At 63.7% G+C, this 24,139-nt stretch carries 18 protein-coding genes and 1 pseudogene; 11 read left to right on the plus strand and 8 right to left on the minus strand.

Translation table 11 applies throughout. The features are described 5' to 3' along the window. Nucleotides 1–56 precede the first annotated feature (56 nt). From yiaY to ACQKPS_RS04025, 3 genes are all read right to left on the minus strand, one after another. Nucleotides 57–1,205: an L-threonine dehydrogenase gene (yiaY, locus tag ACQKPS_RS04015; protein WP_427602841.1), complete on the minus strand. Its 1,149-nt coding sequence runs from the start codon at nucleotides 1,203–1,205 to the stop codon at nucleotides 57–59. 78 nt (nucleotides 1,206–1,283) lie between these two features. After that, complete coding sequence (gene ilvA, locus ACQKPS_RS04020) at nucleotides 1,284–2,783, minus strand: threonine ammonia-lyase, biosynthetic (RefSeq protein ID WP_427602843.1); 1,500 nt, start codon at nucleotides 2,781–2,783, stop codon at nucleotides 1,284–1,286. A gap of 245 nt (nucleotides 2,784–3,028) precedes the next feature. Further along, entirely contained in the window at nucleotides 3,029–3,460 is a 432-nt protein-coding gene (locus tag ACQKPS_RS04025) for a PACE efflux transporter (RefSeq protein ID WP_254485303.1), read from the minus strand. Nucleotides 3,461–3,734: 274 nt separating this feature from the next. On the opposite strand from ACQKPS_RS04025, the gene wecB reads away from it, so the two are divergent. From wecB to ACQKPS_RS04050, 5 genes are all read left to right on the plus strand, one after another. Beyond that, on the plus strand, nucleotides 3,735–4,889 hold the full coding sequence (gene wecB / locus ACQKPS_RS04030) for a non-hydrolyzing UDP-N-acetylglucosamine 2-epimerase (RefSeq protein ID WP_254485302.1): 1,155 nt from the start codon (nucleotides 3,735–3,737) through the stop codon (nucleotides 4,887–4,889). Beyond that, complete coding sequence (gene nrfB, locus ACQKPS_RS04035) at nucleotides 4,886–7,060, plus strand: cyclic di-3',5'-guanylate-activated glycosyltransferase NrfB (RefSeq protein WP_254485301.1); 2,175 nt, start codon at nucleotides 4,886–4,888, stop codon at nucleotides 7,058–7,060. The genes wecB and nrfB overlap by 4 nt, the downstream gene beginning before the upstream one ends. Next, nucleotides 7,057–10,059, plus strand: coding sequence for a phage receptor (locus ACQKPS_RS04040; protein WP_427602846.1), 3,003 nt, complete (start codon nucleotides 7,057–7,059; stop codon nucleotides 10,057–10,059). The genes nrfB and ACQKPS_RS04040 overlap by 4 nt, the downstream gene beginning before the upstream one ends. Beyond that, the gene (locus ACQKPS_RS04045; RefSeq protein WP_427602848.1) at nucleotides 10,059–10,898 is read left to right on the plus strand and encodes a DUF4434 family protein; all 840 of its coding nucleotides are present in this window, start codon (nucleotides 10,059–10,061) and stop codon (nucleotides 10,896–10,898) included. The genes ACQKPS_RS04040 and ACQKPS_RS04045 overlap by 1 nt, the downstream gene beginning before the upstream one ends. 143 nt (nucleotides 10,899–11,041) lie before the next feature. Beyond that, complete coding sequence (locus ACQKPS_RS04050) at nucleotides 11,042–12,133, plus strand: GGDEF domain-containing protein (RefSeq protein ID WP_427602850.1); 1,092 nt, start codon at nucleotides 11,042–11,044, stop codon at nucleotides 12,131–12,133. On the opposite strand, the gene ACQKPS_RS04055 is transcribed toward ACQKPS_RS04050, so the two are convergent. Both ACQKPS_RS04055 and ACQKPS_RS04060 read right to left on the minus strand, forming a co-directional pair. After that, nucleotides 12,099–13,406 carry an ATP-binding protein gene (locus ACQKPS_RS04055; protein ID WP_254485297.1) on the minus strand — a complete coding sequence of 436 codons (1,308 nt, stop codon included), beginning with the start codon at nucleotides 13,404–13,406 and terminating at the stop codon, nucleotides 12,099–12,101. The two genes, ACQKPS_RS04050 and ACQKPS_RS04055, sit on opposite strands and share 35 nt — an antisense overlap. A gap of 6 nt (nucleotides 13,407–13,412) precedes the next feature. Beyond that, on the minus strand, nucleotides 13,413–14,114 hold the full coding sequence (locus ACQKPS_RS04060) for a response regulator transcription factor (protein WP_254485296.1): 702 nt from the start codon (nucleotides 14,112–14,114) through the stop codon (nucleotides 13,413–13,415). 184 nt (nucleotides 14,115–14,298) lie between these two features. Here ACQKPS_RS04060 and ACQKPS_RS04065 point away from each other — a divergent pair, with 184 nt between their 5' ends. Further along, nucleotides 14,299–15,468, plus strand: coding sequence for an efflux RND transporter periplasmic adaptor subunit (locus tag ACQKPS_RS04065; protein WP_427602853.1), 1,170 nt, complete (start codon nucleotides 14,299–14,301; stop codon nucleotides 15,466–15,468). Between the two features lie 11 nt (nucleotides 15,469–15,479). Next, entirely contained in the window at nucleotides 15,480–18,611 is a 3,132-nt protein-coding gene (locus ACQKPS_RS04070) for a multidrug efflux RND transporter permease subunit (RefSeq protein WP_427602856.1), read from the plus strand. Between the two features lie 50 nt (nucleotides 18,612–18,661). Here the strand turns inward: ACQKPS_RS04070 and ACQKPS_RS04075 are convergent, their stop codons facing one another. Then, a complete protein-coding gene (locus ACQKPS_RS04075; RefSeq protein ID WP_427602858.1) occupies nucleotides 18,662–19,945 on the minus strand; it encodes a hypothetical protein in 1,284 nt (427 codons plus the stop codon). Nucleotides 19,946–20,110: 165 nt separating this feature from the next. Here ACQKPS_RS04075 and mobA point away from each other — a divergent pair, with 165 nt between their 5' ends. Then, complete coding sequence (mobA, locus tag ACQKPS_RS04080) at nucleotides 20,111–20,686, plus strand: molybdenum cofactor guanylyltransferase MobA (RefSeq protein WP_427602860.1); 576 nt, start codon at nucleotides 20,111–20,113, stop codon at nucleotides 20,684–20,686. A 121-nt stretch (nucleotides 20,687–20,807) separates the two neighbouring features. On the opposite strand, the pseudogene ACQKPS_RS04085 reads toward mobA, so the two are convergent. Next, nucleotides 20,808–20,996: pseudogene (locus ACQKPS_RS04085) on the minus strand (quinohemoprotein amine dehydrogenase subunit beta); the annotation flags it as partial. 96 nt (nucleotides 20,997–21,092) lie between these two features. Next, nucleotides 21,093–21,527, minus strand: coding sequence for an Hg(II)-responsive transcriptional regulator (gene merR, locus ACQKPS_RS04090; RefSeq protein ID WP_015063540.1), 435 nt, complete (start codon nucleotides 21,525–21,527; stop codon nucleotides 21,093–21,095). A 71-nt stretch (nucleotides 21,528–21,598) separates the two neighbouring features. Here merR and ACQKPS_RS04095 point away from each other — a divergent pair, with 71 nt between their 5' ends. From ACQKPS_RS04095 to merA, 3 genes are all read left to right on the plus strand, one after another. Then, on the plus strand, nucleotides 21,599–21,949 hold the full coding sequence (locus tag ACQKPS_RS04095; RefSeq protein ID WP_001294663.1) for a mercuric transport protein MerT: 351 nt from the start codon (nucleotides 21,599–21,601) through the stop codon (nucleotides 21,947–21,949). A gap of 13 nt (nucleotides 21,950–21,962) precedes the next feature. Beyond that, nucleotides 21,963–22,238, plus strand: coding sequence for a mercury resistance system periplasmic binding protein MerP (gene merP / locus ACQKPS_RS04100; RefSeq protein WP_011405607.1), 276 nt, complete (start codon nucleotides 21,963–21,965; stop codon nucleotides 22,236–22,238). 187 nt (nucleotides 22,239–22,425) lie between these two features. Next, nucleotides 22,426–24,135 carry a mercury(II) reductase gene (gene merA, locus ACQKPS_RS04105; protein WP_011405608.1) on the plus strand — a complete coding sequence of 570 codons (1,710 nt, stop codon included), beginning with the start codon at nucleotides 22,426–22,428 and terminating at the stop codon, nucleotides 24,133–24,135. The last annotated feature ends 4 nt before the right edge of the window (nucleotides 24,136–24,139 follow it).

Genomic DNA, 24,139 nt, shown 5'->3' on the forward strand with positions numbered 1-24,139 from the left:
CACAGGTATGCGCATTGCCTGTGGAAGCGGGCGTGCCCGCGAATGGACCCTGGCTATCAGAATGCAGCCCGGAAAATCCCCTCGATCTCATCCTGGCTGGCCGACCGCGGGTTGGTCAGGCCACAGGCATCCTTCAGGGCGTTCTGCGCCAGAATGCCAATATCCTCAAGCTTGGCCCCCAGCTCCGCCAACCCCGCCGGAATGCCCACAGCCGCCGCCAGGTGTTCGATGGCGGAAATCGCCGCCCCCGCGCCCTGCTCCGCATCCAGCCCACACACCTTGATGCCCATGGCCTTGGCCACATCGCGCAGGCGCGCAGCACTGACCTTGGCATTGAAACGCTGCACATGCGGCAACAGCACGGCATTGCACACACCGTGGGGCAAGTCGTAGTAGCCGCCCAGCTGGTGCGCCATGGCATGCACGTAGCCCAGCGAGGCATTGTTGAACGCCATGCCGGCGAGGAACTGCGCATAGGCCATGTTCTCCCGTGCCTGCAGGTCGTTGCCGTCGTCGACGGCCTGGCGCAGGTTCTCGCTGATCAGGCTGATGGCCTTGAGGGCACAGGCGTCGGTGATCGGCGTAGCCGCCGTCGACACATACGCCTCGATGGCATGGGTCAACGCATCCATGCCGGTGGCCGCCGTCAGCCCCTTGGGCATGGCAACCATCAACGCCGGGTCGTTGACCGACAGGATCGGCGTGACGTTACGGTCGACGATGGCCATTTTCACGTGGCGGCGCTCGTCGGTGATGATGCAGAAACGGGTCATCTCACTGGCCGTGCCGGCCGTGGTGTTGATGGCGATCAGCGGCAACTGCGGCTTGCGCGAGCGATCGACGCCCTCGTAGTCGCTGATGTGCCCACCGTTGGTGGCGCACAGGGCTATGCCCTTGGCGCAGTCATGGGGCGAGCCACCCCCCAGCGACACCACGCAGTCGCAGCGTTCACGCTGCAACACGGCAAGGCCCGCCTCGACGTTGGCGATGCTGGGGTTGGGCTTGGCGCCGTCGAACACCACCGAGTCGATATCCCGCAAGGCCAGCAGGCGCCCTATTCGTGCAGCGACGCCGGCCTTGGCCAGGCCCTGGTCGGTAACGATCAACGCCTTGCGCAAGCCATAACTGGCAATCGCGGCCATGGCCTCGTCGAGGCAGTCGATGCCCATGATGTTCACGGGCGGGATGAAAAAGGTGCTGCTCATGACCGGATCCTCCTGATGGGTCTGTCTACCCGTGAGAATCCGCCCGTTCAATGCAGCGGATATTGATCCAGCGCAACATTAGCCAAGGAACAGCTGGTATGCCGGATTAGCGGTTTCGTCCCAGTAGCGATAGCCCATCTGGTCCAGTGCCTGGGGCAAGCCGGGCTGCTCGTCGGCCGGCACTTCCAGCGCGGCGAACACCCGCGCTTCGGCCGCGCCGTGGTTGCGGTAGTGGAACAGGCTGATGTTCCAGCGCTTGCCCAGCCGCTCCAGAAAGCCCAGCAGCGCGCCTGGCCGCTCGGGGAACTCGAAACGCAGCACCCGCTCATCCGCCCCCGGCGCAGCATGCCCGCCCACGGTATGGCGCACGTGCAGCTTGGCCAGCTCGTTGTCGGTCAGGTCGAGCACGCTGTAGCCCTGCCCGCGCAAGCTGGCCAGCAGCTGCTCGCGCGGGTCGTGCACGGGGTGGGTCTGCACGCCCACGAATAACCGTGCCTCCTTGCCGGGATAGTAGCGGTAGTTGAACTCGGTGATCTGCCGCTTGCCCAGGGCCTGGCAGAAAGCCCGGAAGCTGCCCGGCTGCTCGGGGATGGTCACGGCAATGATGGCTTCACGCTGCTCGCCCAACTCGGCCCGCTCGGCCACGTGGCGCAGACGGTCGAAGTTGACATTGGCGCCGGAGTCGATGGCCACCAGGGTCTGGCCCTGCACGCCCTCGCGGGCCACGTACTTCTTGATCCCGGCCACGGCCAGGGCCCCCGAGGGCTCGGTGATCGAGCGGGTATCGTCGTAGATGTCCTTGATCGCGGCGCACAATTCATCGCTGCTGACGGTCACCACCTCGTCGACAAAATGCCGGCACAGCTCGAAGCAATGGGCGCCGATCTGCGCCACCGCCACGCCATCGGCAAAGGTGCCGACCTGCGGCAGGATCACCCGCTCGCCTGCCGCCATGGCAGCTTGCAGGCAGTTGGAGTCTTCCGGTTCGACACCGATCACCTTGACCTCGGGGCGCAGGTATTTGACGTAGGCGGCAATGCCCGCGATCAGCCCGCCACCGCCCACCGGCACGAAGATCGCGTCCAGCGCACCCGGCTGCTGGCGCAGGATCTCCATGCCCACGGTGCCTTGGCCAGCGATCACGTCCGGGTCGTCGAACGGCGGCACGAAGGTCGCCCCGTCGCTGTCGGCCAGTTTCAGCGCATGGGCCAGCGCATGGGGAAAGCTCTCGCCATGCAGCACCACATGGCCACCCCGCGAGCGCACCCCTTCTACCTTCAGCGATGGCGTGGTGGTGGGCATGACGATGGTCGCCTGCATGCCCAGGTGCGCCGCCGCCAAGGCCACGCCCTGGGCATGGTTGCCTGCCGAAGCGGTGATAACGCCGCGTTGGCGCTGGGCCGCGTTCAGGCGCGACAGCCGGGTATAGGCACCGCGGATCTTGAAGGAGAAGGTCGGCTGCAGGTCTTCGCGCTTGAGCAGCACCTGGTTGCCAAGGCTGGCAGACAACGCGGGGGCGGCTTGCAAGGGCGTCTCGATGGCCAGGTCGTATACCGGCGCGGACAGAATGCGGCGCACCTAGTCCGACAGCAATTGTTGCGCGGTGGTCGGGGTACGAGGGCTGAGGTTGAGGCTGGTCATCAGTTGCAACTCCTTGGCTTTTTTTGTTGCCCAGGAGTCAGAGAGAAGAAACCCGCCTCCAGGGCGGGTTCGGTGCACGTACGCGCTAGCCCGCCAAGCTGATAATGGCGGTAATAATAATGGCGTTCACGTGCGGGAAGGTGTTCATGGGGTAGGACGTTATCCCGCCTGGCTTGGCCAAGTCAACACTTTGCTTGCTGCGCCGAAAGCGGCACGTCGAAGACCTTGTCGAAGCCCCACTGGAACACGAAGGCATAGACGAAGAAGAACACGAACAGGGCGAGGTTGGTCAGCAACGCCGCCCACAGGCTGACGTCCAGCCAGTATGCCACCAAGGGCAGCAGGATCAGCACCAGCCCGCCTTCGAAGCCCAGCGCGTGCAGGCCCCGGCGCAGCAGCGTGCGCTCACGCTTGCGCTGGCGTGCCTCCCAGCGCTCGAAGGCCCAGTTGTAGGCCATGTTCCAGCTCATGGCGATGCCCGACATCAGTACCGAGAGCACCGTCGACTGCGCCATCCCGGCCCCGAACGCCAGCTCCAGCGCCGGTGCCACGCAAGCCACGGCGATGGCTTCGTAGAGAATGGCCTGGACGATCTTGCGCGCCTTGCCTTGCATGTTCAGCTCCAGCGGTAAATGGCTTACAAAAGTACAAGATGAAGGCTGTAAGAAAAAGCCTGAAATACTTTATTGACTGACCGTTCAATCAAGAATTATTAAGCTTTATCGTTTCTGCAGCCCCCTTCCCCTGGCGTCAGGCCCCTTCCTTGCCCGACACGGCTTCAGCCGATCACGCATTGGACAACCCTCCCTGCGACTGCTTGTATCTATCACTTGCAAGTGGCGACCTGTCCCACAACTTCGTCCAGGGAATCGAACGAGGATCAAGACGATGGCGTATTGCGTGATGATGGTCTTCGGCACCCGACCCGAAGCGATCAAGATGGCCCCGCTGGCCCGTGTGCTGCGCACCTGGCCCGAGGTCGACCTGCATATCTGCTCCACCGGCCAACACCGCGAAATGCTCGAGCAGGTGCTGACCGCCTTTGGCCTGAGCGTGGATCAGGACCTCAAGGTGATGACCGAGAACCAGACGCTCAATGGCCTGTCCCGCGACCTGCTGGACAAGCTCGACCAGGCCTACGACCAGGTCAGGCCGGACATCGTGCTGGTCCACGGCGACACCACCACCAGCTTCATCGCCAGCCTCGCGGCCTTCCAGCGGCACATTCCCATCGGCCATGTCGAAGCCGGCCTGCGCACCGGCAACTTGCAACAGCCCTGGCCCGAAGAAGCCAACCGGCGCCTGACCGGGGTGCTCGCCGACCTGCACTTCACCCCGACCCGCGACTCGGACGCCAACCTCATTCGCGAAGGCGTGCCGCCAGAGCACATCGAAGTCACCGGCAACACCGTCATCGACGCCCTGTTGTGGATGCGCGACCACCTCGCCGAACGGCAATGGCAGCCCGCCGCCGACTCGCCGCTGAGCAAGCTGCGGCCGGAACAGCGCATGGTGTTGATCACCGGCCACCGTCGGGAGAACTTCGGCCCCGGCTTCGAACGCATCTGCCTGGCCCTCGCGCAGTTGGCCGAGCGCTACCCCGACGTACAGTTCGTCTACCCGGTGCACCTTAACCCTCAGGTGCAGAAGGCCGTGTATGGCGTTTTGTCGAACCGCAGCAACATCCACCTGATCGCCCCCCAGGACTACCAGCACTTCGTCTGGCTGATGAACCGCGCCCAGGTCATCCTCACCGACTCCGGTGGCGTGCAGGAAGAAGCCCCGGCACTGGGCAAGCCGGTGCTGGTGCTGCGCAAGGTCACCGAGCGCCCCGCGGTGTTGAAAGGCGGCACGGTCAAGCTGGTCGGCACCTTGACTGAACGCATCGTCGAAGAAACCGCCCGGCTGCTTGACGACCCGGTGGCCTACGCGCGCATGGCGCGGGTCTATACCCCGTTTGGCGACGGCCACGCCAGCGAGCGCATCGCCGAGCGCCTGACGCGCTGGTTCGCGGAAACCGCCACCCAGCGAGACGACGCATGAGCCTGGTTTTCATCGACTTCCTCACCTATGTGCTGTTCGGCCTCAAGGTCCTGGCGATCATCCTCGCCTCGCTGATGTTCCTGCTCGGCCTCGACGACCTGTTCATCGACCTGTGCTACTGGGGCCGCAAGCTGATCCGCCGCTTTCGCATCTACGACAAGTACGAAAAGGCCGACGAGAAGCGCCTGTTCGAAGTCGCGGAAAAACCCCTGGCGATCATGGTCCCGGCCTGGAACGAGGTGGGCGTGGTCGGCGAAATGGCACGCCTGGCAGCCTCGACCATCGACTACGAGAACTACCAGATTTTCGTCGGCACCTACCCCAACGACCCGCAGACCCAGGCCGACGTCGACGCCGTATGCCTGCATTACCCGAACGTGCACAAGGTGGTCTGCGCCCGCCCTGGCCCCACCAGCAAGGCCGACTGCTTGAACAACATCATCGACGCCATCCTGCGCTTTCAGGACGATGCCCGTATCGAGTTTGCCGGTTTCATCCTGCATGACGCCGAAGACGTGATCTCGCCCATGGAATTGCGCCTGTTCAACTACCTGTTGCCGAACAAGGACATGATCCAGATCCCGGTGTACCCCTACGCGCCGGAATGGAAGGGTTTCACCGCCGGGCACTACGTCGACGAATTCGCCGAAAACCACGGCAAGGACGTGATCGTGCGCGAGGCGCTGACCGGCCAGGTGCCCAGTGCCGGCGTCGGCACCTGCTTCAGCCGCCGCGCCATCAGCGCCCTGCTCGAAGACGGCGACGGCATCGCCTTCGACGTGCAGAGCCTGACCGAAGACTACGACATCGGCTTTCGCCTGAAGCAAAAAGGCATGAAGTGCATTTTCGCCCGCTACTCCATCACCGACCCGGCGCTGGCCCTCAAGCACGAGTGGCGGCCGGGCATGAGCCGCGAGTTCTCCCAGGTGATCTGCGTGCGCGAGCACTTCCCACGCGACTGGCAGCACGCCATCCGGCAGAAGTCGCGATGGATCGTCGGCATCGTCTTCCAGGGCACCAGCAACCTCGGCTGGAGCCGCACTGGCGCGCTCAACTACTTCCTCTGGCGCGACCGCCGCGGCCTGTTCGCCTACTTGCTGAGCTTCCTGGTCAACCTGTTGCTGCTGGTGCTGCTGGCCATGTGGCTGGTGACCGTGATCGCCCCTGATTCATGGCGTTTCATGTCGATCCTCAGCGACAGCCGGCTGCTTACCACCCTGCTCTGGCTCAATGGCCTGCTGCTGATCAACCGCCTGTTCCAGCGCGGCTGGTTCGTCACCCGCTATTACGGCATCTTCGAAGGCCTGCTGTCGGCGCCACGGATGATGTGGAGTAACTTCGTCAACTTCTTCGCCAACCTGCGCGCCCTGCGCCAGGTCATGGAGATGGGCGACTCAAGGCGGGTGGCGTGGGACAAGACCACCCACGAATTCCCCGCCCTGGCCTCGCCGGCGCGCACGCCGCTGGGCCATCGCCTGGTGGAAAAAGGCTACATCACCGAACAGCAGCTGGAGCAGGCGATCACCAGCCCGGTGCGCCGGCGCCTGGGCCGCGAACTGCTGCTGCGCGGCTGGCTGAACAGTGAGCAGCTGGTGCAAACCTTGGCCGAGCAGCTCGACCTGCCCTGGGCACCGCTCAACCCGTTCAAGCTCGACCCACAACTGATCGCCCAACTGCCGCGCCGGCTGGCCACGCACTACGGCGTGCTGCCGGTCGCCGAAGACGGCAACACCCTGGTGCTGGCCAGCGAGAGCCCGGTCAGCCAAGTGTCGCTGGGGGTCATCAGCCGCCAGCTCAAGCGCCCGGTCAGTTGCCGCCTGGCGCCCCAGGGCCGGGTCACCCTGGGCCTGCGCTACCACTACCCGAGCCCCTGGCAGAAGCCCGAAACCCACGCCATGCTCGCCGTGCTGGAACGGCACCAGGATGATGCCGACCTGATCGAACGAGTCAGCCACCACCAGGTGATGCTTGGCGCCCTCCTGCAGGTACGCGGGATGGTCCCGGTCACCCTGTTCAACCAGGCACTGATCGATTTCAACCCCGAGCAGCAAAGCCTCGGCGAACACCTGATCGCCCGCGGCATCATTACCGAAGAGGTACTGCAACAGGCCCTCGCCGAACAAGCCAGCGAACAGCAGGCTGCCTTTGACCTGACCCGGGAGGTGGCATGAAGCCGCGCCTTTCCCTCACCCTGTCCGGGCTGTTGCTGTGTTCGACCGCGCTGGCGACTCAGGCGGCCCCGATGACCGAGTTCCAACGCTTCACCAGTTACCCCTTCATGGAGCGTAGCTATCGCGAAGCGAAGAAGGACAACTGGGCCGAGGTCGAACGCCTGACCCGCCATGTACTGAGCCGTGTGCCGAACAATGACGAAGCCCGCTCGCTGCTGGTCGAAGCCCTGGCCCACCAGCGCCGCTACAAGGACGCCGAAGCCATGGCCGAGCAACTTGGCAATGGCTCCGAATACGCAGACGCCCTGCAAGAGCTGCGCCTGACCTGGATCGAGCAGGACCCGCCAGCCGCCAGCCAGGTCGAAGTTTGGCTGGCCAGCGTCGATGGCACCCAGCGGGTACGCCTGTGGCAGGCCTACAGCCTGAGCCTGGCCAAGTTCGGCGGTGCCGGCAAAGCCCTGGAATGGCTCAACCAGTTGCCGCCACGCGACGATGGCGCGGTGCTGCGCCTGGCCCGGGCCAACTTCGCCGAACAGCTGCGTAACTGGAAGGAGACCATCGATCAACTGCAACCCTTGGCCGACAAGGGGCAACTGCCGTCTGTAGATTGGCAGCGCCTGGCCAATGCCTATGTCCAGCAAGTCGACGAAAAGGGTCTGGAGAAGCTGCTGCAAAGCGCCCCTTCGGCTGAAGTGGCCAACCAGACGCGCCTGGCCATGGCCAATCGGGCCATTGCCGTCGGCCACAATCAACTGGCGCAACGCTGGTTGGAGCAATTGCCCACCGAGCAGTTGCAGCAACCTGAGCAACGCCAGCAGCTTTGGGAGTTGGCCCGTGAAGGTGATGACGCGCCGCTGGTGCGGCGCCTGAGCAACGAGCTGCAGCGCCCGTGCCTGGAGACCGTCGACTGGTTGTCACGGCGCGACCCGGACGTTGCCCGCGAGCAGTTCAAGGACTGCCCTGCCAGCGCAGACCCACGCGCCTATGCGGTGCTCAAGCAGCGCCTGTATGGCGACCCGGTGCAACCGCCGCAACCTCGCACGGCAGCCGAATGGGAAAGCCGCTACCGCCAGAGCGGTGACCTGGTTGCACTGGAGCAAGCGACGTTCCTGCTGCTGCAGCAAGGCCACAGCGAGCGGGCCCGCACCTTGCTGGAGCAAGCCTATGATCGCCGCCAAGGGCGACTGACGCCTTCCCTGCTGCAGCGCCTGGGCAATATCTATGCGCGCAACGATGGCCCGCTGAACAGCCAGCGCATGCTAGGGCTGATTCCCAGGGTAGACGCCAGTACCCGCGCCCAGTTACTCGGCCGCCTGGCTGAAAACGGCCAGTGCGCCGCGGTGCGCCAGGGTATCCCGGCGAACCCGACCGAAGCCGGCCAGTACCGGGCCCTGGGCCGCTGCGCCATGCCCGATCAACCCGGTGAAGCAGTGGTCTACTACCAGGCCGCCGAACAGCTGGGCGAGCGTGGCGACCGCCTGCCACTGGCCTACGCGCTGGAAGCCGCTGGCGATTCCGAAGCGGCCCTGCCGATATGGCGCAACCTGCCGGCCAGTGCCTGGAACGACAACGCCCGCCTGACCGCCGCACGCGGCGCGTTGAATGCCGGCGATGCCGACGCCGCCCGCCGCTACTGGGACGCCGCCGCCTACAAAAGCGCCGACGACTGGGCGCTGGGCGCCGCCATCGCGCAACGTCAGGGCGATCCGCAAACGGCACTGCGCTTGCAGCGCCAAGCCCTGGCCCACAACCCGCGAGCCGACCACTACTACGCTGCCGCCAGCACCGCACAACAGGCCGGCGACAGCGCACAGAGCAGCGCCTGGCTGGCCGAGGCCGTGCGCCTGGCGCCCGACCAGCCGCGCTATCGTGCCGACTACGGCATGCGTCTGGCCGGCTCCGAGGACGTGGCCCAGCGGCGCCGGTCGATCCCTTATCTGGAGCGCGCCACCCACGATTTCCCCGAAGACTATCGCCTCGGCGAGACCCTGGCGCTGCGCTATGACGAGGTCGAGAACAGCGCAGCGGCCCGCCGCGAACTGCGACGGGTCATCGATGTGGAACAGAACCTGGTCGATGGCGACGACGAATACGGCAGCCTCGAAGCCCGCAAGTACCGCCAGCGCCGCGCCCACGAAACCCTCTCACGGCGCGACACCATCACCCTGGCCAGCACCTGGTCGCCGGCAGGCACCTCGACCAACGACAAATTCCTTGATAACGGCGAGCGCAGCGGCACCTCGCGTCGCGCCCAATCGCAGAACGTGCAGCTGGCCATGTGGGACCACGCCCTCGGTGAGGAACCCAGCCGCAACGGCAGTACCCTGTCGGTCTATGGCCGGGTGCTGTTCGGCGGCCAGAGCCGCACCGACTATGCGCAAAGCATGGGCACCGGCGTCGGCCTGCGCTACAAGCCGCTCGGCCAGGCCAACCTGAACCTGTATGCCGAGCTCTACCACCAGCGGCAGATCGACGACGATCACTACAGCGGCCTGAGCCTGGGCCAACTGCTCAGCCCCTCCAAGGTGGGCGGCAACTGGGGCGACTTGCGCCAGCACGCCGAATCGAGCAACGACCTGCTGCTGCGCGCCACCGCCTCGTTCCTCGACCAAGGCGACTGGCGCAACGACTGGCGCGTCGATGAAGACGACTGGAACGAGCGCTTCCTCTACCTCGATGCCGCCTGGTGGACCCGCGCCGGCGACCATGCCTGGCTGTCGCGCTACCAGCAGGGGCATGCCTGGAAACTGCCGGGCAACTCGCCGCAAACGCTCATGCCCTACGGCTTCGCCGAGTTTTCCAGCCAGGACCCAAGCAACGACTGGCGCCAGGACGCTCGGGCCGGGGTCGGTGTGCGCTGGCAATGGTGGTTCGACGACGACCGCTACAACGCCTACCGCGGCTCGCTGAAGGTGCGCGCCGAATACCAGCAGTCGCTGGGTGGCAACCTCTACAAAAGCGCCAATGGCGTGCTGGTTGGCGCGGAGATGAGCTTCTGATGCGTACGTTCCTGGCAATCTGCATGCTCGCCCTGTGGCTGCCGGCCGTGGCCGACCAACGCCTGTTCTACCAGCCACTCAACCGCGACGCCGCGGTGACCCCGACGCAATGGCAGCAACTGTGGCGCGCCACCAGGGCGCAAGGTGGCACGACGCTGATCGTGCAGTGGAGTGCCTACGGCGACAGTGACTTCGGCGGTGCCCAGGGCTGGCTGGCCAACAGCCTGCGCGAGGCCCATGCCCAAGGCCTGGAGCTGGTGCTCGGGCTGTACCTGGACCCGGCCTACTACCAGCGCATCGAGGAGCTCGATGGTGACGGCCTGAACACTTACTGGAAGTCGCAACTGGGCCGCTCCCTGAGCCAGTACCAGCAGGTTCGCCAGCACTGGCAATTGCCCGTTGCCGGCTGGTACCTGCCGATGGAACTGGACGACCTGCACTTTCGCGAAAGCAGTCGTCGCGAGGCGTTGTACAGCCAACTGCAGGCCTTCAACCGGCGGCTGGACAAGCCGCTGCACATCAGCGCGTTCAGCGCCGGCAAGCTGGCGCCACGGGTCAATGGCGCCTGGCTGGATCAACTGGCCGGGTTGGGCTTGACTGTGTGGTGGCAGGACGGCGCCGGGACCGGGCGGTTGCCACCGCTGGTGCGCCAGAGCTACGAACAGGCGCTGCCCTGTCGGGTGGGGGTGGTGCGCGAGGCGTTTCGCCAGGTGAGTGCGCCGGGGCAGGCCTTTCGGGCTGAGCCTGCGGATCCGAAGCTGAATGCAGGGTGCCATGCCGAAGCGGTGTTTGCCTTGCGTTACCGGCCTTGGGCCAAAGGTGTTCTGCCACAGAATTGAGTCAGCCTGAACCGGCCCTTTCGCGGGGCAAGCCCGCTCCCACAGGACCGCACCACATTCGGATCTTGTGGGGAACCTGTAGGAGCGGGCTTGCCCCGCGAAAGGGCCGGCACTGGCAGTGCATTCCTCCCAGGAGCCCGCCGATGTTCAAGACCATCGAAGAACACGTGCGCAAGCAGGTCGCCCCCGCCGCCCTGCGCGCCGAATTCCGCCAGCACGAATTCGAGTCCATGCGTCCGTTCTGCATGCTGATATTCTGCGTCAGCATCGCCATCTGGCTGGTCTTCGACCTGATCGTCAGCTTCCTCGGCGGCCAGGGCTTCACCTGGCTGTCCTACCTGTTCATGGGCCTGCTCGGCTGCCTCACCGTGGTACTGCGTTTTACCCGTCGCAGCCACCATTTCGATGTGCTCAACCTGCTGTTCATCGCCGTCATCACCCTGGGCATGCGCCTGGTCATCGAAGGCATCCCCGAACCCCTGCGCCCGGTGTGGCTGGTGCTCGGCGTGTCGACCGTGCTGTATGCCGTTTCGGTGCTGCCGGTACGGCGCTGGTCGTTCTTCTGCGCCATGGTCATCACCTGGGTCATGCTCAGCCCCTTCTACCACACCCGCATCGATGTCGATCAGCTCGAAGGGGCCATGCTGCTGAGCTACGCGGTGTTCCTCAGCGGGCTGGTGATCTACAGCTACCTGCAGATGCGCCAGGCCAAGCTGCACAATTTCTACCTGTCCAAGGTACTGCTGGAGCAGGCCTACTTCGACGCCCTGACCGAGATTCCCAACCGCCGGGCGTTCATGACCAACGCCGAACGCCAGATCCGCCTGGCCCCCCCCGGGCAGTACCTGGCGATGATCGACATCGACAATTTCAAGCGGGTCAACGACAGCTACGGGCATGACGTGGGCGATGCCGTGCTCAAGCGCGTGGCAGTGCATATCAAGGCGGGGGCGGAGGGGCACGAATTTGCCCGGCTGGGTGGCGAGGAGTTCGCCATCTTCTTCGCCGGGCTGAATCAGCAGGCTGCCGAGCGCTGCGTGGCGGCCCTGTGCGAGCGGGTGCGCAACGATCTTGGCGTGCCACCGGTAACCATCAGTATCGGCCTGGCCAGGGTGGATAGCGGTGACACACTCAGCATGGCGCTGATACATGCCGACCAGGCGCTGTACGAGGCCAAGCACAGCGGCAAGGACCGGTTCGTCATATGGACTGGCCAGCTGGCAGCCGAATCCTGAACTGCGCCCCGCCCAGCGCGGACTGCGCCACGGTCAGGGTCCCGCCCTGCCCTTCGATCGCACGGCGGCTGATCGCCAGGCCCAGGCCGAAGCCACCGGTATTGCGGTCGCGGCTGCGGTCCAGGCGATAGAACGGCTGGAAGATCCGCTCACGTTCCTCGGTCGGGATACCGATACCGTCATCCTCCACGGTCAACAGGCAAGCACCGTCCTCCTCCAGACGCAGCCGCAGCAACAGGCTTTCATCGCAATAGCGCATGGCGTTGCGCACCAGGTTCTGCACGGCCCGGGCGGTCAGGCGCGGGTCCAGCACGAAGCGCGGCAGGTTGCCCTCGGCCTGCACTTCCCACTGGATGCCGCGGGCATCGAGTTCTTCGGCAAAGCCGCCGAGCACGCTGTCGACCAGTTCCAGTAGCGACACTTCGACCCGCTCGCGGGCCTGGTCGGCGTTGTACAGGCGGCTGTACGACAGCAGCTCGAGCACCAGCTCATCCAGCTCGCGCACATGCCCGACCAGCTCCAGCAAGCGCTTGCGGCTGGCCGCTGGCACCTCGTCGAACAGCAGCACCAGGCCGAAATCCAGCCGGGTCAGCGGTGTGCGCAGCTCGTGGGACACCGCGTTGAGCAGCTCGCGCTGCTGGTTGACGTGGCGTTCGAGGTCACTGGCCATGGTGTCGAACACCCCTGCCAGTTCGCCGATGTTCGAGTGCGGCGAGATGTGCGTGCGCTCGGCCATCTGCCCTTGGCCCAGGCGCCGGGCGGTTTCCTTCAGCCGCTCAAGGTCGCGCCAGTGCGGCCACACCCAGAGCAGCAGGCAGCCGAGCATGGCCGCGCCGATCAGTACCGTCACCCCCCAGGACAACACGTTGATGTCCAGTGGGTCTGGTGGTGAATGCAGGCTGACCAGCCAGTCCTGATCCAACGGTGCCAGTGCCGTTCTGTAATAGCCCCAGTCACCGATACGCACGGCATACAGGCCGTGCTCCAGACGTGCTTTCTCCTGCGCGCTCAGGCCGGCCTCCTCGCTACGCAGCAGCTTGACCTCCAGGGGCGCAAAGACCTTGGCCAGGTCTTGCTCCACCGCCGGCCATTGCGCCTGCGGCGCCTGCTGGAACTGGCGCACGATGAGCGACTGCACACCCTTGGCCTGGTCCAGGTTGTAGGCCATGAAGCGGTCATGGAACAGGCCGACGATGGCGTCCGGAATCAACAGCAACGCCCCGGCGTAAGCGACGATGATGACCAGATACAGCCGCACCAGAATCTTCAGCATGGCGCGTCAGCACTCCCACTCGACACGGCTGAACAGGTAACCCTTGCCCCACACGGTCTTGATCTTGCGGGCCTCGCCGGCACTGTCGTCGAACTTGCGCCGCAGCTTGGAAATGGCCACGTCCACCGAACGGTCGGTACCGTTGAATTCGATGCCGCGCAGTTGCTGGAGAATGCGGTCGCGGCTGAGCACCACACCGGCATTGCGCGCCAGTACCACCAGCAGGTTGTATTCGCCACTGGACAGCTCCACCTCTTCGCCACGCCAGCTGACCAGGCGCTCGGCGAGGTCGATGCGCAGGCCACCGATGACGATCTGGTGGTTGTCCAGGCGCGGCTCGTTGACGCTGCTGCGGCGCAGCAAGGTGCGCACACGGGCCAACAGCACGCGGGGCTCACAAGGTTTGGTCACGTAATCGTCGGCCCCCATCTCCAGGCCCAGCACCTGGTCGTGGCTGTCGTCGCGGGCGGTCAGCATCAGGATCGGCAGGCTCTGCGATTCCTGGCGCAGCAGGCGGCACAGTTGCAGGCCGTCGATACCGGGGAGCATCAGGTCGAGAATCACCAGGTCGGGGTGGTCTTGCCGGAACGCGTCCAGCACGTGATCGCCACGGGCTATCACCCGGACATGGAAATCGTTGCGTTGCAGGTAGCTGGCGATCAGCTCGGACAGCGCGCTGTCGTCTTCGACCAGGAAAATGTTTGGCATAGAGGGTTTGCTTGTAGGAGCGGATTCATCCGCGATGGGGCCGGAACAGGTTCAAGCAGAATATAGAACCCTACGAATCGTGAGGCCGCTTCTTAACACTTTTTCACACAGGTCCCACAGGTGTTAACAGCTATCCGAGGAACGGTTGCCTTAGCATATGCACGGTCATCATCGGAAGATCCGCATGCCTATCACCCACTCCCCACACCTGCGCCCCCTGGCGCTGGTGGCGCTGCTTGCACTGCCCCTGGCCGGTTGCGACACTTCGGCCGAGCAGGACGAAAAACAACCCGTTCCCCAGGTTCGGGTCGAGACGCTGCAACTACAGCCCCTGGCCATCAGCACCGAGCTGAGCGGGCGCATTCTCGCCCCGCGCACAGCCGAAGTGCGCGCCCGCGTCGCGGGCGTGGTACTCAAGCGCGTCTATCGCGAAGGCAGCGACGTCAAACAGGGCGATGTGCTGTTCCTCATCGACCCGGCGCCGTTCAAAGCCGACCATGACAGCGCCCGCGCCACCCTGGCCAAGGCCGAAGCCACGCTGTACCAGGCACGCCTGCAAGAGCAGCGCTACCGCCAGCTGGTCGACGACAAGGCGGTCAGCCGCCAGGAGTACGACAACGCCCGCGCCGCCTTCCTCCAGGCCGACGCTGCCGTTGCCGAAGCCAAGGCAGCGCTGGAGCGCGCCCGCCTGAACCTGGGTTACGCCACGGTCACCGCGCCGATTTCCGGGCGCATCGGCCGCGCCCTGGTCACCGAAGGTGCCCTGGTCGGCCAGAACGAGACCACGCCGCTGGCGACCATCCAGCAGCTCGACCCGATCCATGCCGACGTCACCCAGTCGACCCGCGAGCTCAACGCCCTGCGCCGTGCATTGCGCGCCGGTGAGCTGCAACAGGCCGGCGACGGCCAGGCCCGTGCCACGCTGATCCAGGACGATGGCAGCGCCTACCCGCTGCCGGGCAAGCTGCTGTTCTCCGACATCAGTGTCGACCCGAGCACCAACCAGATCACCCTGCGCAGCGAATTCCCCAACCCGGACCTCGACCTGCTGCCAGGCAGCTATGTGCGCGTGCGCCTGGAGCAGGCTGTGCAGCCCAAGGGCCTGAGCGTGCCGCAGCGGGCCATCCTGCGCGACAGTGCCGGGGTGCCAAAGGTGCTGGTGGTCGACGCGCAGTCGCGCATCAGCGAACGCCAGGTGGTGCTGGGCAACGCCCAAGGTGACCGCTGGCTGGTCAGCGAGGGCCTGGCGCCCGGCGAACGGGTGGTGGTCGAAGGCCTGCAACACGTCAAGGCGGGCGACCAGGTCCAGGTCGACGCCGAGGCTCAGTCCATCGTCCAGCACAACGGCCAGTGAGGGCCTGATCCATGCCGCAGTTCTTCATCGACCGCCCGATCTTCGCCTGGGTGATCGCACTGTTCATCCTGCTCGCCGGCGCCCTGGCCATCCCCCAGTTGCCGGTGGCGCAGTACCCCGACGTGGCGCCGCCGCAGGTGGAAATCTACGCCGTTTACCCAGGCGCCTCGGCGGCGACCCTGGACGAAAGCGTCGTCAGCCTGATCGAGCAGGAGCTCAACGGCGCCGACAACCTGTTGTACTTCTCGTCACAAAGCAGCCTGGGTAGCGCCACCATTACCGCCACCTTCGAGCCGGGGACCCACCCCGACCTGGCCCAGGTCGATGTGCAAAACCGCCTCAAAGTGGTCGAGTCGCGCCTGCCGCGCCAGGTCACCCAGCAAGGCCTGCAGGTGGAGAAGGTGTCCACCGGCTTCCTGCTGCTCGGCACCCTCACCTCGGAGGACGGCAGCCTCGATGAAACCGCGCTGTCCGACATCCTCGCGCGCAACGTGATGAACGAAATCCGCCGCCTCAAGGGCGTCGGCAAGGCGCAGCTGTATGGCTCCGAGCGCGCCATGCGCATCTGGATCGACCCGCGCAAGCTGATCGGTTTGAACCTCACCCCCAACGATGTGGCCGAGGCGATTGCCGCGCAGAACGCCCAGGTCGCCCCCGGCAGCATCGGCGACCTGCCTGCCCGCGGCACCCAGGAAATCACCGCAAACGTGGTGGTCCGCGGCCAGCTGAGCACACCCGAGGAATTCGCCGCCATCGTCCTGCGCGCCAACCCGGATGGCTCGAGTGTCACCGTCGGCGATGTCGCCCGGGTCGAGATCGGCGCCCAGGAGTACCAGTACGGCACCCGCCTGAACGGCAAGCCGGCCACGGCTTTCAGCGTGCAGCTGGCACCGGGTGCCAACGCCATGGAAACGGCCACCCTGGTGCGGGCGAAGATGAAGGAGCTGTCGCGCTACTTCCCCGAAGGGGTCAGGTACGACATCCCCTACGACACCTCGCCGTTCGTCAAGGTGTCGATCCAGCAGGTCATCAGCACCCTGTTCGAGGCCATGCTGCTGGTATTTGCGGTGATGTTCCTGTTCCTGCAGAACCTGCGCTACACGCTGATCCCGACCCTGGTGGTGCCGGTGGCGCTGATGGGCACGTTCGCCGTGATGCTGGCCATGGGCTTCTCGGTCAATGTGCTTACCCTGTTCGGCATGGTGCTGGCCATCGGCATCCTGGTCGACGACGCCATCGTGGTGGTGGAGAACGTCGAGCGGATCATGGCCGAGGAAGGCCTGCCGCCTCGCGAGGCCACGCGCAAGGCCATGGGCCAGATCAGCGGCGCCATCATCGGCATCACCCTGGTGCTGGTGGCGGTGTTCCTGCCGATGGCCTTCATGAAGGGCTCGGTGGGGGTGATCTACCAGCAGTTCTCGCTGTCGATGGCGGTGTCGATCCTGTTCTCGGCGTTCCTGGCCCTGAGCCTGACCCCGGCCCTGTGCGCCACCCTGCTCAAACCGGTGGCCAAGGGTGAGCACCATGAACGCAAAGGCTTCTTCGGCTGGTTCAACCGCCGCTTCGAAAGCATGAGCAACGGCTACCAGCGCTGGGTGCTGCAGGCGCTGAAGCGCAGTGGCCGCTACCTGCTGCTGTATGGCGTGCTGCTGGCCGTGCTGGGTTATGGCTTCAGCCAACTGCCCACGGCGTTCCTGCCTACCGAAGACCAGGGCTACACCATCACCGACATCCAGCTGCCGCCGGGCGCCAGCCGTATGCGCACCGAGCAGGTTGCCGCCCAGATCGAGGCACACAACGCCGAAGAGCCGGGCGTCGGCAACACCACGCTGATCCTCGGTTTCAGCTTCTCGGGCAGCGGCCAGAATGCCGCGCTGGCCTTCACCACGCTCAAGGACTGGTCCGAGCGCGGTGGCGACGACAGCGCGCAATCGATCGCCGACCGGGCCACCCTGGCCTTCACCCAGCTCAAGGACGCCGTGGCCTATTCCGTGCTGCCACCACCGATCGACGGCCTGGGCGAGTCGACCGGCTTTGAACTGCGCCTGCAGGACCGCGGCGGCATGGGCTACGAGGCGCTGATGGCCACCCGTGACGAACTGCTGGCCGGCGCGCACAAGAGCAAGCTGCTGGCCAACGTGCGCGAGTCCTCGCTGGCCGAAAGCCCGCAGGTGCAGCTGGAAATCGACCGCCGCCAGGCCAACGCCCTGGGCGTGTCGTTCGCCGACATCGGCTCGGTGCTGGACGTTGCCGTCGGCTCCAGCTACGTCAACGACTTCCCCAACCAGGGCCGCATGCAGCGGGTGGTGGTACAGGCCGAAGGCGACCAGCGCAGCCAGGTGGAGGACTTGCTGAAGATCCACGTGCGCAACAACAGCGGCAAGATGGTGCCCTTGGGCGCGTTCGTCCAGGCCAGGTGGGTCAGCGGCCCGGTGCAGCTGACCCGCTACAACGGCTACCCGGCGGTGGCGATTTCCGGAGAGCCGGCGGCGGGCTACAGTTCGGGCGAAGCCATGGCCGAAATCGAGCGCCTTGTCGCCCAGCTGCCGGCCGGTGCCGGCCTGGAATGGACCGGCCTGTCGCTGCAGGAACGCCTGTCCGGCAGCCAGGCGCCGCTGCTGATGGCGCTGTCGTTGCTGGTGGTGTTCCTGTGCCTGGCGGCGCTGTATGAAAGCTGGTCGATCCCGACCGCGGTGCTGCTGGTGGTACCGCTCGGCGTGCTCGGTGCGGTGCTGGCGGTGACCCTGCGCGGCATGCCCAACGACGTGTTCTTCAAGGTCGGCCTGATCACCCTGATCGGCCTGTCGGCGAAGAACGCCATCCTCATCATCGAGTTCGCCAAGGAGCTGGTCGACCAGGGAGTGGACGCTGTCGACGCCGCCGTACAGGCCGCCCGCCTGCGCCTGCGGCCGATCGTCATGACTTCGCTGGCATTCATCCTGGGCGTGGTGCCGTTGGCCATCGCCACCGGCGCAAGTTCCGCGAGCCAGCAGGCGATCGGCACCGGGGTGATTGGCGGGATGCTCAGCGCTACGCTGGCGGTGGTGTTCGTGCCGGTGTTCTTCGTGGTGGTAATGCGCCTGGCCGGGCGGGAGAACTCCAGCCGCAAGACGATGAGTGATGACAGGGCGGTAAAGGGGTAGTGCCCATGGGATCGAGCACCACTCGCGTGGCGCTCGATCCAGCGCCTGGTTTAAAGCCGATAGGCCTTCAGAACGGTGGTAACGTTGTAGTTGCGGTCGGACGGTACCCACACCTGTTCATGCGTGTGTATCAGAATGCGGCCATCGTCTGTCAAATTGAATAAAAATTTGGTCCTGCGCACCTCATTATCTGCGTTATATCGAACAAAGTTGTGTTTTAGCAGATGGCCGTCAGGGCCGACGGTCAAAAGGTGTAACCGATCATCCGGGACAATCGTTTCTCCCCACAACATCACACTGTTGCCTTTAATACCAATTACCCGGCAGGCCATCTCCTGCGGCAGAACGGGCTGATAATCGGTGTCTATCCGGCCTGTGGATGTGATCTTGAGAATCGGCCAAAGACCTTTAGGCTTAATAAACGCCGGCTCCCTTCTGCATTCGCCATAGAGCATACCGTCTTCTGTTTCATGTAGCGCTTTCAGCCCCCCGTACTGGGTGTAGGGCACCTTCAGTTCACCTTTATCAGCGAATGAAAGGTCCAGTTGCCCTGTGGCGTCCAGCTTCAATACATGCGTAAACCTCCTGCTCGCTGGAGCCCCTACCAACAGCACGCCGCCACCGCGCAATCCAGTCATCTGAGACATGAAAAGTTGCTCATTAGCCCGCGATTTGATTTCCAGGCTACCGTCACGACCAAATGTTCGATCAAGATTGCCCGCCTGATCGAGGCGCAGCAATACCGTTCGTGCCTCAACCTGGCGGTTATCAATACTTCTGTAAGGTGAACGGCTGAGAGCAAGCAGCACATAGCCATTCGGCATTTCCACCATTTCGCACCAATCATAGCCTCGCGGTGGGATACCAAAAGTAGCGTTGAAAGCAGCCTCTCTCTTTTCATACTCTCGGTCATAGACTTCGTCATAATCTTCGCCGGGGAAATCCTCAGGCTCGACATCGAAGTCGTCTAGCCAATTTCTGCGCCTGGTATTGTAATGCACCACCTCTTGAGCAAATACCAGGATACCCTTGTCGTCCAAGCGCTGCCCAACAGCGTCGAATCTGAGGAGATAAACGCCATCCCTGCTACCCGCTTTCATTGCCCACAGTTCACCGGAGCGTAGCTTGAGCAACGCAAAGCCCTCACTGATATCGCCCGTTAGCATGCTACCTTTGTAACCGAATGATCTATCGACTTTGCCATCTCGGTCCAGCGCTTGCACATTGTGATTACCACACGCGAGCAAATTGTCGCCATGTAGCACAAGCCGCTGAATATAACCCACCTCGCCTTTAAAAGAGTCGTCGTGCAGAAGTTGCGAAGGCTCAATCATTTTTTTCGCTCAACACTTGATGAAGGAACAGGCATTCGACCTTCCGGCTGCGTCTGCATGAAGCTGGAAACGCCGCCTGCGCGACTGCAGATGAACGTAGCGTGGCTGGACAAGCCCTGCGGGGAATGAGAGGGTTCGCAGATCCGATTTTCTGGAATCCCTTGCATGACACCTGCACTCCCGCGCTGCTCTCTCCTGATCCTCGCCGGCGGCCGCGGCCAGCGCATGGGCGGACGCGACAAAGGCCTGCTGGAATGGCGCGGCGAGCCCTTGGTTGGGCATATCCACCACACGGTGCGACCGCTGAGCGATGACCTGGTGATTTCCTGCAACCGCAACCAGCAGGCGTATGCCGCTTATGCAGACCAACTGGTGGGCGATGCCGAGGCAGATTTCGCTGGGCCGCTGGCCGGGGTGATTGCTGGGCTGAAGGTAGCCCGGCATGAGTGGGTGGTGCTGCTTGCCTGCGATGCGCCGCTGGTTGACCAGGCGTTGATCGATGACCTCCGGCAACTGGCGGTGACGAGTGATAGTGCCGCCATGGTGCGGCAAGGGGGATATTGGCAGCCGATGTTCAGCGTGCTGCCGCGCCGGGTGTTGCCAGTGCTGGAACAGGCCTGGGCGGCAGGTGAGCGGAGTTTGCAGAAGGCCTTGTTGCGCGAGGCTGTGCAGGGGTTTGAGTGTGCAGAGGATGATCCGCGACTGAGCAACTTCAATAGCCCCGAGTTGCTTCATAGCTAATTGCTTTACTGCCTGTACCGGCCCTTTCGCGGGCAAGCCCGCTCCCACAGGTTTTCATCTCCGGCAGCTATCGTGCATGACCTGTGGGAGCGGGCGCGCCCGCGAAGAAGCTCACACCGATTTAACGGATGAACACCTGCGGCGTGGTGGTGGACATGTCCCCACCTGGCAACTTGATGTTCTTCACTTTTTCCAGCGTATCCGGGTTGAACACCGCCAGGTCATTGAAGGTGCCACCCAGGTACAGCTTGTCGCCCTTCTTGTCGAAGGTGACGCAGTAGTAGGTGTGTTCCAGATTGGCCGCCTTGATTGTCATTTTCAGAAGGTGACTGCACGGAATATCAAGAGTCGGCTGCACAGTCTTTTCTGATCTGTGGTCGTCTCAGAAAACGGAAAATAAAGCACGCTAAGCTGTGGAAGCCCCTGCCAAGCTCGTTCCACCTTGCAACGACGCAATCAGCGGACACGAAACATTCCCCTGCCGCGAATGGCAGGCGCACACGAGTTCAGACAGCACGGTTTCCATGCGCGCCAAGTCGGCCATCTTCTCGCGCACGTCCTTGAGCTTGTGTTCGGCCAGGCTGCTGGCCTCCTCGCAGTGGGTGCCATCGTCGAGCCGCAACAGCTCGGCAATCTCGTCCAGACTGAACCCCAGCCGCTGTGCCGATTTCACGAATTTCACCCGAACCACGTCCGCCTCCCCATAGCGGCGGATGCTGCCGTAAGGCTTGTCCGGTTCCGGCAACAGGCCCTTGCGCTGATAGAAGCGGATTGTCTCCACGTTGACCCCGGCCGCCTTGGCAAAAACGCCAATGGTCAGGTTTTCCAAATTATTTTCCATATCGCTTGACTCCGTACATGAGTACGGAAGTAAGGTTACGCTATCCAATCCAAATTCAAAAGGGCCAACGTATGTCTGAACCACAAAACGGGCGCGGTGCGCTCTTCGCCGGCGGGCTGGCCGCCATTCTTGCATCGACCTGCTGCCTGGGGCCGCTAGTACTGGTCGCCCTGGGCTTCTCCGGTGCTTGGATCGGCAACCTGACGGTGCTGGAACCCTATCGACCGTTGTTCATCGGCGCGGCGCTAGTGGCGCTGTTCTTCGCCTGGAAGCGGATTTACCGGCCCGTGCAGGCATGCAAGCCAGGTGAGGTCTGCGCGATTCCGCAGGTGCGCGCCACCTACAAGCTGATTTTCTGGATCGTGGCCGTGCTGGTCCTGGTCGCGCTTGGATTTCCCTATGTCGTTCCATTTTTCTATTAACCAGGAGTTCATCATGAAGAAACTGTTTGCCTCCCTTGCCCTCGCCGCCGCTGTTGCCCCGGTGTGGGCCGCCACGCAGACGGTCACCTTGGCCGTTCCTGGCATGACCTGCGCGACTTGTCCTATCACCATTAAAAAGGCCTTGAGCAAGGTCGACGGTGTTAGCAAGACCGAGGTCGACTTCTCAACCAAGCTTGCCGTCGTAACGTTTGACGATGCGAAGACCAACGTCCAGGCGCTTAGCAAGGCGACGACGGATGTAGGCTACCCATCTGAGCTGAAGAAGTAAGGCAACAAATAACGGCAGCATCGCTAGAACCACGGCAGAGATGCCGCTCAGGCGATTCTGCCGGTCGTCATCGCGTGAGCAGCCTGTAAACGACCCACGGAGCCTGTTCCCTGAAGCGCACAACCGATTCAGTGACCGAGGCGTCGTACTAGTTGGCTTGGGCACAACGGATAAAAGAGAGAGCGGAATGCAAGAGTTAAACGAAGTTGGTTTGAGCGTGGCGGGAATGACTTGCCCAAGTTGTACAAGGCACGTTGAGGACGCGCTGCTGGCGGTCCCCGGCGTAACGCGAGCGGCTGTCGATTATCCATCGAACAAGGCGCAAGTCACAGGCAATAGGCTTGACGTGTCCGCGCTCGTAGCAGCAGTGGGCGCCCTTGGTTACGGTGCTACGCCTACAGACGAATTTGAAAGCAAAGAGCGCAGTGTTGAACAGCCAGGACTCCTTGGCAAAGCCGCCCAGTGGCTGAGCGGCGAGCGCGCGGTGGAGAAACCGGCAGGTCAGCTGCATGTGGCGATCATCGGTACTGGCGGCGCCGCTGTGGCAGCAGCGCTGAAGGCAGCTGAAAACGGTGCCCGTGTCACCCTGATCGAGCGGGGAACTATCGGCGGCACCTGCGTCAACGTGGGCTGCGTCCCTTCTAAGATCATGATTCGGGCAGCGCATATCGCTCATCTGCGACGCGAAAGTCCTTTTGACGTGGGACTGTCGGCAACGCCCCCAGTTGTCCTGCGTGACCGTCTGCTGGCGCAACAGCAGGCCCGTGTGGACGAGCTGCGTCATGCTAAATATGAAAGCATCCTCGAAAGCAATCCGTCGATCAATCTGGTGCGAGGCAGCGCCCGATTCAAGGATGGCCAAACGCTTATCGTGGAAGCGGCAGAAGGTGACACTCGCGAAGTGGCCTTCGATCGCTGTCTCATTGCCACTGGTGCAAGCGCTGCCATCCCGCCGTTGCCTGGTCTTGCAGGAACGCCATATTGGACGTCCACCGAAGCCCTGGTTAGCGAAGCCATTCCTAAACGGCTGGCAGTAATTGGCGCCTCGGTCGTAGCACTGGAACTGGCACAAGCGTTTGCGCGCTTGGGCAGCGAGGTGACGGTCCTGGCCCGGCGCACCTTGTTTGCCAGTGACGACCCTGCCATTGGCGAGGCCGTGACTGCAGCTTTCCGTGCGGAAGGCATCACGGTGCTGACACAGACGCAGGCGAGTGCCGTGACCTATTGCGACCGCCAATTCATCCTGACGACCGCGCAGGGCGAGTTAAAGGTGGATCAATTGCTTGTTGCCACCGGCCGCACGCCAAATACCGCAAGCCTGAATCTCGAGCGCGCAGGTGTGACGTTTGACTCGCAACATCGCATCCTGATCGATCAAGGCATGCGCACGAGTGCTTCGAACATTTACGCAGCTGGCGACTGCACTGACCAGCCTCAGTACGTCTACGTTGCAGCCGCGGCTGGTACCCGGGCTGGCATTAATATGACCGGCGGCGACGTAAAGCTCGATCTCGACGCCATGCCGGCAGTCGTGTTCACCGATCCGCAAGTTGCCACGGTAGGCTACAGTGAAGCAGAGGCCCAGCGCATTGGTCTGCAAACCGAAAGCCGTACGCTCACGCTCGACAATGTGCCGCGTGCACTCGCCAACTTCGATACCCGCGGCTTTATCAAGCTTGTTGCTGAGGCAGGGTCCGGACGCATTCTCGGAGTCCAGGCTGTGACACCGGAAGCAGGCGAAATCATCCAGACTGCCGCGATTGCCATCCGGGCCCGCATGACCGTCCAGGATCTGGCTAACCAGCTTTTCCCTTACCTCACCATGGTTGAAGGTCTCAAACTGGTGGCACAGACTTTTTCGAAGGATGTGACACAGCTATCGTGCTGTGCCGGCTAAACCT

The organism is Pseudomonas sp. NPDC086566 (assembly GCF_050280885.1).
Lineage (GTDB): Bacteria > Pseudomonadota > Gammaproteobacteria > Pseudomonadales > Pseudomonadaceae > Aquipseudomonas > Aquipseudomonas vlassakiae.

What these genes read in the sequence shown, in the direction of transcription:
- yiaY (WP_427602841.1), bottom strand. Translation starts at nt 1,205, where the DNA reads ATGAGCAGCACCTTTTTCATCCCGCCCGTGAACATCATGGGCATCGAC.
- ACQKPS_RS04025 (WP_254485303.1), bottom strand. Translation starts at nt 3,460, where the DNA reads ATGCAAGGCAAGGCGCGCAAGATCGTCCAGGCCATTCTCTACGAAGCC.
- wecB (WP_254485302.1), top strand. Translation starts at nt 3,735, where the DNA reads ATGGCGTATTGCGTGATGATGGTCTTCGGCACCCGACCCGAAGCGATC.
- nrfB (WP_254485301.1), top strand. Translation starts at nt 4,886, where the DNA reads ATGAGCCTGGTTTTCATCGACTTCCTCACCTATGTGCTGTTCGGCCTC.
- ACQKPS_RS04040 (WP_427602846.1), top strand. Translation starts at nt 7,057, where the DNA reads ATGAAGCCGCGCCTTTCCCTCACCCTGTCCGGGCTGTTGCTGTGTTCG.
- ACQKPS_RS04045 (WP_427602848.1), top strand. Translation starts at nt 10,059, where the DNA reads ATGCGTACGTTCCTGGCAATCTGCATGCTCGCCCTGTGGCTGCCGGCC.
- ACQKPS_RS04050 (WP_427602850.1), top strand. Translation starts at nt 11,042, where the DNA reads ATGTTCAAGACCATCGAAGAACACGTGCGCAAGCAGGTCGCCCCCGCC.
- ACQKPS_RS04055 (WP_254485297.1), bottom strand. Translation starts at nt 13,406, where the DNA reads ATGCTGAAGATTCTGGTGCGGCTGTATCTGGTCATCATCGTCGCTTAC.
- ACQKPS_RS04060 (WP_254485296.1), bottom strand. Translation starts at nt 14,114, where the DNA reads ATGCCAAACATTTTCCTGGTCGAAGACGACAGCGCGCTGTCCGAGCTG.
- ACQKPS_RS04065 (WP_427602853.1), top strand. Translation starts at nt 14,299, where the DNA reads ATGCCTATCACCCACTCCCCACACCTGCGCCCCCTGGCGCTGGTGGCG.
- ACQKPS_RS04070 (WP_427602856.1), top strand. Translation starts at nt 15,480, where the DNA reads ATGCCGCAGTTCTTCATCGACCGCCCGATCTTCGCCTGGGTGATCGCA.
- ACQKPS_RS04075 (WP_427602858.1), bottom strand. Translation starts at nt 19,945, where the DNA reads ATGATTGAGCCTTCGCAACTTCTGCACGACGACTCTTTTAAAGGCGAG.
- mobA (WP_427602860.1), top strand. Translation starts at nt 20,111, where the DNA reads ATGACACCTGCACTCCCGCGCTGCTCTCTCCTGATCCTCGCCGGCGGC.
- merR (WP_015063540.1), bottom strand. Translation starts at nt 21,527, where the DNA reads ATGGAAAATAATTTGGAAAACCTGACCATTGGCGTTTTTGCCAAGGCG.
- ACQKPS_RS04095 (WP_001294663.1), top strand. Translation starts at nt 21,599, where the DNA reads ATGTCTGAACCACAAAACGGGCGCGGTGCGCTCTTCGCCGGCGGGCTG.
- merP (WP_011405607.1), top strand. Translation starts at nt 21,963, where the DNA reads ATGAAGAAACTGTTTGCCTCCCTTGCCCTCGCCGCCGCTGTTGCCCCG.
- merA (WP_011405608.1), top strand. Translation starts at nt 22,426, where the DNA reads ATGCAAGAGTTAAACGAAGTTGGTTTGAGCGTGGCGGGAATGACTTGC.